Here is a 12,125-nt window from a genome sequence, read left to right as displayed (position 1 = left end):
GGGTCACCCCGGTCCGGCGCCTCCCTGTGGCCCGCGTCCGGGCGGGAGCGGTTCCTCCTCGAACGTGCCGGCCTGCTCGCCCAGCTGCGGCGACCGGGCCCGCATCGCCGCGTACCAGGCCAGACCGATCACGACCAGCCCGAGGAAGATCCAGGGCATCAGGTTGAGCGGGTAGTCGGGCACCGGGACGAGGTTCTTGTAGAAGACGTAGAGCAGCGCCGCGGCGACGACGACCGCGAGGACCACCGAGAGCGGGTTGAGCTCTCCGCGCCTGCGCAGGAAGGCCGGTAGCGCGACGGCCATCAGCAGGTAGGCCAGCATGTAGCCGAAGGTCCCGATCGTGCCGGTGTAGGTGAACACCTCGAGGGGCTCGAACCCGACGAGCACCAGGATGACCGGCACGACGAGCACGACCGGCGCGATGACGGCGATCGCCACGTGCGGGGTCTTGTGCGTGGGGTGTGCCCGGCCCAGCCTGCCGGGGAGGATCCCCTCCTCGCCCATCGTGTAGAGGATGCGCGACGAGGCGTTGATGCAGGCGATCGTCACGGCGAAGAACGACGCCGTGATCCCGAGGTCGACGATCCAGGAGACGCCGCCGAGCCCGTAGAGGCCGGCCAGGTCGCTGATCGGTGCGGTGCTCTGGCCGAGGGTGCCGGGGTCGCCGAACCCCCGGACCATCGTGTAGGCCGCGAAGATGTACAGGATGCCGACGAGCACCGCGCTGCCGAGCACGGCGCGGGGGATGGCGCGGTGCGGGTTGCGCGCCTCCGCGCCGAGGCTGGCGGCGCTCTCGAACCCGACGAAGCCGAGCACCCCGAGCACGATGCCGAACGCGACGCCGTCGAACGACAGACCGGAGAAGGAGAACTGCGCGCTGTTGCTGCCTGCCGGGTCCCCGGCCAGCACGGCGATCAGCACGACGAGCACGGCGGCGACCGAGACGATCTCCAGCACCAGTCCGACCCGGGTGGAGATCTTGATTCCGATGATCGCGAATGCGGCGGCCCCGACCGCGGTGATCACGAGGATCACGCAGACCGCGATCGTACCGCCTGCCGGCAGGCCCAGTCCGCCGAGGAAGGCACCGAAGTAGAGGCCGGCGCCGACCACCCCGATCATCGCGATGAACGCGTAGCCGATGACCAGGCCCCATCCGGCGGTGAACGCGCTGGCAGGCCCGAGCCCGCGGGCCACGTAGCTGTACAGCGATCCAGAGGAGGCGAACCGGCGGCCGAACTGCGTCGCGACCAGGCCGACCAGGATGACGACGACGGTTGCGCACACGTAGGACAGCCACGCGCCGTTCCCGGCGTAGAGGGCGATCAGCGCCGGGGTGGTGGCCATCGCCGCACTCGGAGCCATCCCCGCCACCGACTGCGCCAGCACGTCCACCTGGGTCATCGACCCGTGGGCCAGCCCGGTGTCCGAGCGCGTCACGGGCTGGTCGGCCTCCGGCGCGCTCACTCGGACACCCCCTGCGGCGACACCGCACGGCCGTTGCCGTTGCCGTTGTGGGAGTGCCCGTCGGTGCCGTGACAGGCCGCGGCCGAGCGGGGCATGTCCAGGGCGGGGTTGCCGTCGAAGAACCCGACGGGCTTGAGCGTGAACCCGATGTAGGACGCCGGCATGACCGGCCAGTCCTCGGGCCGGACCACGTGGTGCGCGCCGAAGCTGTACCAGACCACGACGTCCTCGTTCTCCAGCGGCCGGTCGGCCTTCTGGTACTCCAGGAGTCCGCCGGGTGATCCGTGCTGGTTCGGATAGTCGCCCGCGGCGTAGCGTTCCTGCGGGTCGTACCGGGTCACCCACAGATGCTTGTACGCGAACTGGGCGCGGGCGAACGCCTGCGACCCCTCCTGCTGCAGGGGCAGGACGTTGTCGCCGGGCATGAGCTTGTAGCCGGTCGGGTGCCCGAGCTCGGTGATCTCGTTCGGGTTCACGACGTACCAGACCCGGGCGATCAGCGGGTCGATCAGCCGCCGGGCCTCGCTCTCCCGCCCCAGCAACGTCTTCTGCGACACCCAGGCGTTGCCGTACGGGTTGTCCGGGCCGAGCGGCACGGCCGCCGCGTCGACCTCGTACACGGAGTTGCGGTCCCCGTCGACCTGCATGTCCAGGCGGACGTTGAAGAAGTGCTGGTGGTGGGGCCCGTAGAGCCCGGGTGCGACGACGACACCGTGGCGGGGTTCCACTCCCTCGGCCAGCGCGCCGGTCGAGAGGACACCGGTCAGCTTCACCTCGTACTGGATGCTGCCGTCGGTGTAGAGGTACCAGAAGAAGCCGTACTCGTAGTTGCCCACCGTCGCGATGCAGGAGATGACCAGCCGGCGGGACCGGCGGACCTCGACCTTCTCGGTGCGGAAGTCGGTGTGCTTCCAGCTGATCCCGTAGTCCTCCTCGTGCATGCAGATCGCGTTGGGGATGGTGACCGGCCGGCCTTCCTGGTCGTTCGCGGTGGCGTCGAAGTAGAAGATCTCGCCGAGGCAGTCGCACCCGAGGGTCAGCGGGTTGAGCAGCATCCCGACGCCGTACTCGCCCTCGTCGAAGACGTTCTTGATCCGGTGCGTGGGTGCGGGGTCCCCGTACGGGATGTACATCTCCGACAACGACGCCCGGTAGAGCACCGGCCGCAGCCGGCCGCGGTCCTCGTAACCGACCTGGTGCAGGACGAGACCCTCGCGCGGGGTGTAGCCGACGCGCAGTCGCCAGTTCTGCCAGCTCACCGCGTGTCCGTCCACGGTGAAGCTCGGGCCCTCCGGCTGTGCGATTTCCAGCGGTCTCACGTCGTCGCGCAGCTGCGTGAACGCGGGCCGGTTGTCGTCGTCGAACATCAGCTCGGGCACGTAGTTGCCGGACTTGGGTGGCAACGGCACGACACCGTGGTCGCGAACGTCGATGACCTCCATCGTGTCCATGTCGAGCAGCACGATCAGCCCCTCGACCGGCCGGGCGTACCCGTTGTCGTCCTCACGCGAGCGGACGAACGTCAACGGCCGCAGGAGCCGTCGTCCCGCCGGGTCCTCGATGTCGTAACCGGCCGCCCACGGGTCGATCATCGCGAGCGAGAAATCGGTGACCCCCCGTTTGCGCATCGCCTCCTGCCATCGCGGGTCGGCGCGGGTGATCTCCTCGGCGCTGAAGAACTCCTCGAGCATCACGCTGGGTTGCACGTCCTCGACGACCCGCCACGACGTCACGGCACCGCCGGTGAGGGAGACGACCGCCTCGACCGTCTGTTGGTGACGACGGTCGTAGAGAACGACGAACGCGGCCCGCTCGGGGACCGGGCCCCCGTTCCGATCATGGTCGAGTACCTCGCGCTTGTCCGGTTCGTGCAGTGTCACGGTGACGAAGCGGACCTTCTCGTCGAGCTGCTGGTGTTCGTGCAGGATCTCCGCTGTTCGCCGGATCTCGACCGGGTCGAGCGGTTGCAGTGGGTTGGTCGTGCCGGTGCGAACCTCGGGTGACTGGACGGACACGAGTCCTCCTCCGGGGGAGACACAGGGGGCTGACCTGCAGGCCTGCCAGAAGGGCGACGGTAGCCCTGCGTAGCGGGTCCAACAAGAACACGCGCGCGGGGTGGACGGGATGGAGTAAGCACATGCGATCCCGGACGGTCGCGGTGCCGGCGTTCGACGACGCGCAGCTTCTCGACGTCACCGCGCCGTTCGCCGCAACCGCCCGGACCGACCTGGGCGTCGGCAGAGGTCCTACACGCCGAGGAGGTCTGCGGCACGTTCCCGGTGCAGGCGTGGCGACCCGAACAGCTCGTAACTGGACCGGGCCCGCCTGAGGTAGAGGTGCGCCGGGTGCTCCCAGGTGAAACCGATGCCGCCGTGGACCTGGATGTTCTCGGTCGCGGCGCGCACGAACACCTCGGACGCGGCGGCCGCGGTGGTCGCGGCGAGCAGCGGTAGGTCGGGGCCGTCGACGGAGGCGGTCCACGCGGCGTGGAGCAGGGCTGCCCAGGCGGCTTCGATCTCCAGGTGGAGGGTCGCGCACGTGTGCCTGAGAGCCTGGAAGCTGCCGATGGGCCGACCGAAGGCGCGCCGGGTCGTGGCGTACTCGACGGCCATGCGCAGGCATTCGCGCGCGCCGCCGATCTGTTCACCGGCGAGCGCGAGCAGGGCGAGGTCGTCGGCCTGGGACGGCGCGGCGCCGGCGAGCGGAACCGCTGCGACGTCGGTGAACGTCAGTGTGGCGAGTTCGCGGGTGCTGTCGAGGGCGGGCAGCCGGGTCCGCGACAGGCCCGGACTGTCGGCCCGCACCAGGTGGCGGCCGACCACGATCAGGTCGGCGGACGCACCGTCGACGACCCACGACGCCTCGCCGCTCAGCCGGTCACCGTGCGCTGCGACCGAGGAAGCGGTGGCCACGGTGGCCACGCACGACCCCGAGGCGATGCGGGTGAGCCATTCCGCCGCCGGCGGGTCGTCGCACCGCCGGAGGACCTCGGCGGCGTACAGCGTGCTCAGCACCGGCTCGGTGGCCAGCACGCGTCCGAGCTCCGCCATGACGACGACGAGTTCGACCGGTCCGGCGCCCGTTCCGCCCAGGTCCGCATCGATCGTCAGCCCGGGAACTCCGAGCTCGGCCATCCTGGCCCAGACCCCGGGGCGCCTGCCGTGGTCGCCGGACCGGTCGACCGGCGCGACGTCGTCGAGGAACCTCCGCACGGTCCCGCGCAGGTCCTCCTGCTCGGCACTGAGTCCGAAGTGCACGTCACGCCTCCCTGGACGAGGGCAGCCCGAGGATTCGGGAGGCGATCGTGTCGCGCTGGATCTCGCTCGACCCGCCGTAGATCGTGCGTGCCCGGGCGTTGAGGTAGTCGTCGGTCCAGGCGGCGGCGGAGTCGGCGGGGCTGCCCAGCGGTTGCGGGCGGAGCCATTCGGCGGCGCGCGGCCCGGTCGGTGCCAGGACCGACGGGCCGAGGACACGCATCGCCAGGTCCGTGACGGTCTGGTGGTACTCGGCGGTGAGCAGTTTGACCAGCGACGACTCGGGCCCGGGCGGGTCTCCGCGCAGGCCGGCGGTGAGGGCGGTGAGGGCCAGGCAGTACAGCTGGTGGACGCGGCCCCAGCAACGCGCGACGTCCTGGCGGACCAGGGGGTCGGCGGTGAGGCCCTGCGCACGGACCAGGGCGACGAGCCGCTCCAGCTCGATCCGGTGGCCGATCGCCGCGGCGTACCCGACGGCGCCGCGTTCGAAGCCGAGCAGGGCCAGCGCGACGCGGGCGCCGCCACCCGGGCCGCCGACGACGTCGTCGAGCCGAGCGCGGGCGCCGTCGAGGAAGACCTCGCTGAACTCGGTCTCGCCGGTGAGGGTCCGGATGCCACGGACGTCGACGCCGGGCTGGTCGAGGTCGAGCAGGACGAACGACAGCCCCCGCGAGCGCGGCGCGTCGGGATCGGTCCGGACGAGGGTGAACATCCGGTTCGCGGTGAGGCCCGCGGTCTGCCAGACCTTCTGGCCGTGCAGGACCAGCTCGTCGCCGTGGCGGTCGGCGCGGGTGCGGAGTGCGAAGAGGTCGGATCCGGCGTCCGGTTCGGAGTAGCCCTGCGCCCAGCGGATGTCGCCGTCGAGGGTGGGGCGCAGATAGCGGCGACGCTGCTCCTCGGTACCGAGGGTGAGCAGCGTCGGGCCGATCAGGTTCAGGCCGAAGGTGTCGTTGGGGTGCGGATGGGTGGGGACACCGGCGCGGGCGAACTCCTCGACGAGGACGGCCTGTTCGGCGAGGCCGAGCCCGCCCCCGCCGTACTCCGCCGGCCAGGAGACGCCGAGCAGCCGCTGCTCGCGCAGCGTCCGGCGCCAGTCGAGGAGGAACGATGCGCGGGCCTCGGGAGCGAGCGCTCCGTACCCCGGCCAGCCCGGTGGCAGCTGCTCGCCGAGGAACTCCGTCACCCGTGCCCTGAACCGCTGCTCCTGCGGCGTACTCCGGAGGTCCACGTCACGCCGTTCCGCCGACGGGTTCGTGCTCGCCGAACCGGCCGGTGCCGAAGTAGGCCTCCTCGACGAGGTCCCGGTCGGCGAGCAGCGCGGCGGCGTCCTCGGCCAGGACGGCGCGCCCGTGGTTGACGACGACGCCGCGGTCGGCGACCTGCAGCGCCAGCTCGATGTGTTGCTCGACGAGCACCACCCCGATGCCGTCGGCGCGGGCGAGCCGGCCGATCATCGGCAGCAGGTCCTGCACGATCTTGGGGGCGAGCCCGAGGCTCATCTCGTCGACGATCAGGACCTTCGGCCGGGCGAGGAGCGCCTTGGCGATCGCGAGCATCTGTTGCTCGCCTCCGGAGAGGAGGCCGGCGCGCCGCGACCCGAGTTCGAGCAGGGCCGGGAACCTCTCCAGCACCTCCTGCTCGTGGCGGGGGTCGCGTTTGCGGGCGGCGAGGCGCATGTGCTCGCGGATCGACAGCGACGGGAACAGCCCACGGTCGTCGGGTACGAGCAGGACCCCGTTGCGCGCCAACTGGTGTGGCCGCCGACGGCCGAGGGGTGCGCCGAGCACGCGCACCTCGCCGCCGAGGAGCGGGACGAGCCCCACCATGGCCAGCAGCGACGTCGTCTTGCCCGCACCGTTGGGTCCGAGCAGTGCGACGACCTCGCCGGCGCGCACCTGGAGGGTGAGGTCGCGGATCGCGGGCACGCCGTTGTATCCGGCGGTCAGGCCGTCGACGGACAGGAGCGGTGCGTCAGACATGGCCGGCCTCCGTCGGGGTGCCGAGATATGCCGCGACGACACGCGGGTCGGTGCGCGCCGCCGCGGGGTCGCCGGTGAAGATCTGCGTCCCGAACTCGAGCACGGTCACCCTGTCGCACACGTTGAGGACCAGCGACATGTCGTGGTCGATGAGGAGGATCCCGGGCCCGGCGTCGGCGATGGCGCGCAGCCGCAGGGCGAGTGCCCGGCTCTCCATGGAGTCGAGGCCGGCGGCCGGTTCGTCGAGCAACAGGACCGTGCAGCCCCCCGCGGCGGCGCGCGCGACCCCGACGAGCTTCTGCTGTCCGAGCGAGAGGTCGCGGGCGAGGGTGTCGGCGACGTCGGTCAGCCCGACCATCTCCAGCGCGGTGTCGACGACGTCGCGCCCGGTGCGCCGGCGGCGCCCGAACACGTCGCGGGCCAGTGCCGTCCACCCCGCCCCGCGGGCGGCGACGAGCAGGTTCTCCGTGGTGGAGAGGTTGCCGAACAGCTCACCGGACTGCCACGTCCGGGACAGCCCGGCCGCCCGTCGCTCGTGCGGGGGCAGGCCGTGGATCCGCATCCCGTCGAGCTCGATCTCGCCCGTCATCGGGGTGAAGCCGGTGAGTGCGTCGACGAACGTGGTCTTGCCCGCACCGTTGGGCCCGATGAGCCCGACGATCTCCCCGGGCCGCACGTCGACCGAGACCTCGGAGTTGGCGACGAGCCCGCCGTAGCGGACGGTCAGCTCGCGCGCGCGGAGTCCGTCAGACACGGGTGGCCTCCTCTTCCCGGCGTGGGGCGTCGACGGGTGGGGACGAGTCCGGCCCGCGGAGTTTCCGCCGGACGAACTCGACCTGGTGGCGTACCGCGCCGGCGATGCCGACGGGGTTGAGGATGGCGGTGAGGACGAGGGCGAGCCCGAGGACGAGCTCGTAGTACTCGCCCAGGTCGAGCCAGGTCCGCATCAGCACGTAGCTGATCCCGAGTGGCCCGATGAGGCCCGCGACGAGGGAGCCACCGATCGTGGTGATCCCACCGAGATAGGCGACGGCGAGGAGGTGCAGGCCTGCCATCACGGTGAACGACTCGGCGGAGAGCTGGCCGCGGCTGAACCCGATGAGGCAGCCGGCGACGCCGGCGACGAAGGCCGAGAGCGCGAAGCCGATGACCTTGGTGCGGCGGACGTTGATGCCGCTGGACTCGGCGGCGCGTTCGTTGGCGCGCACGGCGAGGAAGGCCCGGCCCATGTCGCCCGACGCGACCCGCACGAACACCCAGATCATGATCGCGACGATCGCGAGCACCATCAGGGAGAACGCGAGCCGTGACACGTCGCGGCCCTCACGGACGGCGAGGTCGAGCCCGAACAGGGTCGCGTCGGCGATCGGGTTCCCCTCCGGGGGGCTGAGGCTGTAGTTGTTGAAGATGAAGCGCTCGATGCCGAGCCCTGCGGCCAGTGTGACGATGGCCAGCTGCGCGCCGCGGATCCGGAACGCCGGCAGCGCCACGAGCATCCCGAGCGCCGTCGCCAGCAGCGCGCACAGGATCATCGACAGCGGGAACGGGATCCCCCAGTCGACCGACGCCTTCGACAGTACGAACCCGGCGGCTCCGGCGAACGCGGTCTGCGCCAGCGAGATCTGCCCCAGGTAGCCGGTGAGCACCACATAGGACATTGCGAGCAACGACAGGATCAGCGACGTGGTGAGCCCGAACCGGATGGTCCCCTCGGTGAGCGCGAGCGCGACGCCGGCAGCCACGAGCAGCCCGATCGCGACGAGGGGTCGCATCCGGGGGATGGGGACGTCGGGCAGCCGGATCTGGTGGGTCGCGCCGCGGGTGGGCAGCCGCTTGCCCGTCAGGAACAGGATGATCATGACGACGGCGAACGGGATGACCTGGTCGAGCCCGGACTGGGCCCACACCGGCCACCACGGCTGCGTCACGAGCAGGCCGATCAGTGACTGGAACGCGCCCAGCCCTATCGCCGCGACGACCAGGATCGGGATCGACTCGAGTCTGGCCACGAGCAGCACGGCGAGCGCAGGCACCACGAGCAGCCCGAAATAGTCGGCGTTGAGGCCGGTCAGGGAGCTCGCGAGGATGACCGCGACGGTGCCGAGGAACGCCGCGCCCGCCTGTGCGATCGCCGCCAGCCAGCTGGGCGAGAAGCCCATCAGCACGGCCGCGCGCTCGTTCTCCGACGCGGCGCGGGTGGCGACGCCGATGCGGGTGAACCGCAGGTAGCACCACACCAGCGCCGCGAGCACCACCATCACGAGCGCGATGAACAGCTCGCGGGTGGGGACGGGCGCGCCGAGCAGCGTGACGGTCCCGCCGGGGACGAACGACTCGACGTCGATCTTGTTCGGCCCGAACCGGAGGACGACCAGCGCCTGGATCGTGATCAGGAGCGCGACCGAGACGACGACCTGGGCCAGCACGGAGTTCTGCCGCACCGGCCGGAACGCCAGGTAGTGGACGGCGAAGCCCAGCGCGATCGCGGTGGCCAGCGCGATCGCGAGGGCTGTCGCCGTCGACGGCGGCTCGCCCAGGTCGACGGAGCCGACCGGGAACACGAGCCTGCCGGTGATGCGCAGTTCGGCGAAGACGTAGGCGCCCCAGGTCGCGATCGCACCCTGTGCGAAGTTGATCATTCCCGTCGCGCGGTGGACGAGAAGCAGTCCGCTCCCGAGGCCGATGTAGACGGCCCCGAGCCCCAGTCCGAGGACCACGAACTGCAGGACGGTACCCACGTTGGCTCCTTCCGTTCCCTGCCGAGCTGTTTACCTACCGAGCTGTCTACCTACCGAGCTGTTGCGTGCCGAGCTGTCCCGACGGTTCCGGGTCGGTCGTCAGGAGCTCTGCAGCGCCTTCGGGTCGAGCTCGATGAACCCGTCGGGGTTGACCGGCGCGAGGCTGCCGTCGGGCTGGACGTTGAAGAAGATGGCCTTCTTGCTGCACGCGGACGGGCGGCCCGGCCACTGCTGGCCGTCGCAGGTGATCGCGGGCCCGGCGAAGCTCGGCATGTCCTTCACGGCCTTGAGGGCCGTCGTGACCGACTCCGGCGTGAAGTCGCCCTGCACCGTCTTGAGGACGTTCGCGAGGTTGATCATCCCGGCGAACGAGTAGAGCGAGCGGGCGGACTGCTCAGTCTCCCGGTTCACCTCCTTCATCGAGGAGGCGAAGTCGTCGAGCTGCTGCTGGACGGCGGCGGGGGCGTGCGGTCGCGACGCAGGGAGCCAGATGCGGGGCTGCAGGATCGCGCCGGCCGCCTGCTCCTTCATCGCCGCGATGAACTGTGAGCACGATCCGGCGTACAGCGTTCCCGAGTAGCCCTGCTGGCGCAGGGCCTGGAAGAACCCGGTGCAGCCGTCCTCGGTGAGCGACAGGTTCCCGGCGACGTCGGGCTTGCCGGACAGGGCCGTCGCGGCGAGGACCTGGAAGTTGACGCTGTTCGCCGGCGTGTAAATGGCCGACACGCTCACGCCGAGGTTCTTGGCCGCGGGCTGCACGAGCTTGTCGATGAACGCGTGGCTGCCCGCGTTGTCGGACGCCGCGAGCGTCACGACGCGCTTGTCGAGGCGCTGCACGACCGTCACCAGGCCCAGCGCGCTGGTCTCGAGGGGGCCGGAGAAGTAGAACGCCTGGCCCCACGGGAGGGCGTCGGGGATCGCGGTGGCGCTCAGCTCGCCGACGATCGGGGTCCCGGCACCGGTCAGCACGGGAACGCCGGCCGAGGACGAGGGGTCGTTCGCGTCGAAGACCACGGGGACGTCGGACGACACGAACTGGTTGGCGCAGTTGACGGCCGTCTCGGGGCTTCCGTCGCCCTGGCAGATCTCCAGCTTGATCGGCCGGCCGTTGATGCCGCCCATCTTGTTGTTGATGTACCACTCGGCGGCCTGGGCGCCGTACTCGCTCTGCGGGTACGCGGCGGTCGTGCCCTTCGTGGGTGCCTGCACCCCGATGACGACGGGCTCGCCGGTGAGCCCGCCGGCGCCCCCGGTCCCGCTGTCACCGCCCGAACTGCAGCCCGCGAGCGCCAGCGCCATCGCTGCCGCGCAGGTGGTGAAGATCGTTCGCATCTTCATGGAGTGGGTCCCTTTCGAAGGGGTGGCGGAATCCGCGAGATCACGGGATGGGTGGGGAGGACGCGTGGCACTGCGGGCGGACCGTCGGTCCCCCGTCAGGCGCCGGTCGGGCTCGACGGCGTTCCCGGCGCGGGGCGCGAAACTTGACGGGCTCGCAGAGTTGCGGTGAAACGGGGTGTCTGATCGATGCGGCCGCGACGAGGCGACCCGATCGGCAGCGGCCGGCTCCGGTTCGTAGACACGGCGTCACGCTCCTGGTCACGAGGGTGTCGAGGACAGCCGCGCTACGCTGTGCGGCATGAACCAAAGCGGCGAGCATCGAGAGAATTGCGCTTGACACCCTCTCATGTCAACCACTTCACGACGGCGGTCGGCGCCACGCGGTCGAGGGGCCGTGAGACGACGGCCGGTACCGTGCGGGGCCGTCCGGGTACGCTCGCCGGTCCCACCTTCACGCCATCAGCGCTCCGAGGAGGCGGCTCATGACCAGGAACGATGATGGCCAGGAGGGGAAGGACACGCAGTTCGACGACGACCCGGCCGAGCCGCGGGGAGAGCTCAACCGGTACACGGCGGCGCTCGGGCCCAGGGCCCTGAAGACGCGACGCCGTCTGATCGACAGCGCTGCCGAGCTGTTCCGCGAGAGGGGCTACGTCGCGACGACGGTCTCCGACATCGCCCGCAAGGCCGGCGTCAGCCTGGCGACCTTCTACGTGTACTTCGCAGAGCGGTCCGACGTCGTCATCGCGCTGCTCGACGAGGTCGTCGGCGACGTGATGCGGCAGGGGGTGGGGAAGTGGGATCCGCGCAGCGGCCGGGCGGGGCTGTCGCGCGTCGTGTCGTCCTACGTCGAGAGCTTCGCCAAGCACGCGGAGTTCTTCGCGATCCGCGAGTCCGTCATCCACGCCGAGGAGCGGATGCTCGAGCAGTACGTCCAGTACAACCGGCACTTCCAGGACACGTTCGCCCGCTACCTGGAGGAGGGCGTCGCGCTCGGGCTGGTCCGCAGCGACCTCGACTCCCACGGGATGGCGCGGGCGATGACGTTGATGATGGAGCGGTACTGCTACGACGTGTTCGTGCTCGGCTCCTCGGGCGACACGCCGTCCGTGACCGACGTCGCGCACCTGCTGGCGACGCTGTGGGCGGACGCGATCGACCTGGCCGAGAGCGCTGTCCGGCCGCGCGTCACCGCCGCTGGACGGCCTCTCAAGTAACGACGGCCGTCGGCCGACGCAGTTCATCGCCAGTTGTCGACGAACCTGCGGCCTTGACGCTCTGCGTCTGCGTAGCTAACTTGACGACCTGTCAGGTGAGGACCTCTCAGGTTCCTCCCACGTGAGTTGCGC

Annotated in this window: 9 protein-coding genes; 1 reads left to right on the top strand and 8 read right to left on the bottom strand. The window is 70.8% G+C overall.

Going from position 1 to position 12,125, the window contains the following annotated elements; genetic code table 11:
- Positions 1–3: 3 nt before the first annotated feature.
- The 8 genes from AB7F12_RS00525 to AB7F12_RS00490 form a co-directional block, all read right to left on the bottom strand.
- On the bottom strand, positions 4–1,467 hold the full coding sequence (locus AB7F12_RS00525; RefSeq protein WP_428498576.1) for an APC family permease: 1,464 nt from the start codon (positions 1,465–1,467) through the stop codon (positions 4–6).
- A complete protein-coding gene (locus AB7F12_RS00520) occupies positions 1,464–3,482 on the bottom strand; it encodes a primary-amine oxidase (protein ID WP_428498577.1) in 2,019 nt (672 codons plus the stop codon). The genes AB7F12_RS00525 and AB7F12_RS00520 overlap by 4 nt, the downstream gene beginning before the upstream one ends.
- Positions 3,483–3,713: 231 nt before the next feature.
- Entirely contained in the window at positions 3,714–4,724 is a 1,011-nt protein-coding gene (locus AB7F12_RS00515; RefSeq protein WP_428498578.1) for an acyl-CoA dehydrogenase family protein, read from the bottom strand.
- 1 nt (position 4,725) lies between these two features.
- Positions 4,726–5,949, bottom strand: coding sequence for an acyl-CoA dehydrogenase family protein (locus AB7F12_RS00510; RefSeq protein ID WP_428498579.1), 1,224 nt, complete (start codon positions 5,947–5,949; stop codon positions 4,726–4,728).
- A gap of 1 nt (position 5,950) precedes the next feature.
- Positions 5,951–6,700, bottom strand: a complete 750-nt coding sequence (locus tag AB7F12_RS00505; protein WP_428498580.1) for an ABC transporter ATP-binding protein — start codon at positions 6,698–6,700, stop codon at positions 5,951–5,953.
- Entirely contained in the window at positions 6,693–7,454 is a 762-nt protein-coding gene (locus tag AB7F12_RS00500) for an ABC transporter ATP-binding protein (protein ID WP_428498581.1), read from the bottom strand. The genes AB7F12_RS00505 and AB7F12_RS00500 overlap by 8 nt, the downstream gene beginning before the upstream one ends.
- On the bottom strand, positions 7,447–9,438 hold the full coding sequence (locus AB7F12_RS00495; protein WP_428498582.1) for an ABC transporter permease: 1,992 nt from the start codon (positions 9,436–9,438) through the stop codon (positions 7,447–7,449). Before AB7F12_RS00495 ends, AB7F12_RS00500 begins: the two co-directional genes overlap by 8 nt.
- Before the next feature lie 99 nt (positions 9,439–9,537).
- Entirely contained in the window at positions 9,538–10,776 is a 1,239-nt protein-coding gene (locus AB7F12_RS00490) for an ABC transporter substrate-binding protein (protein WP_428498583.1), read from the bottom strand.
- A 482-nt stretch (positions 10,777–11,258) separates the two neighbouring features.
- On the opposite strand from AB7F12_RS00490, the gene AB7F12_RS00485 reads away from it, so the two are divergent.
- Positions 11,259–11,993, top strand: a complete 735-nt coding sequence (locus AB7F12_RS00485; RefSeq protein ID WP_428498584.1) for a TetR/AcrR family transcriptional regulator — start codon at positions 11,259–11,261, stop codon at positions 11,991–11,993.
- The last annotated feature ends 132 nt before the right edge of the window (positions 11,994–12,125 follow it).

The organism is Pseudonocardia sp. (assembly GCF_050250275.1).
In the GTDB taxonomy this organism is placed as follows: Bacteria; Actinomycetota; Actinomycetes; order Mycobacteriales; family Pseudonocardiaceae; genus Pseudonocardia.
This window is presented reverse-complemented; position numbering and strand designations above follow the sequence as displayed.

Excerpts from the sequence above, each read along its gene's own strand:
- AB7F12_RS00485 (WP_428498584.1), top strand. The coding sequence starts at position 11,259 with ATGACCAGGAACGATGATGGCCAGGAGGGGAAGGACACGCAGTTCGAC.
- AB7F12_RS00490 (WP_428498583.1), bottom strand. The coding sequence starts at position 10,776 with ATGAAGATGCGAACGATCTTCACCACCTGCGCGGCAGCGATGGCGCTG.
- AB7F12_RS00505 (WP_428498580.1), bottom strand. The coding sequence starts at position 6,700 with ATGTCTGACGCACCGCTCCTGTCCGTCGACGGCCTGACCGCCGGATAC.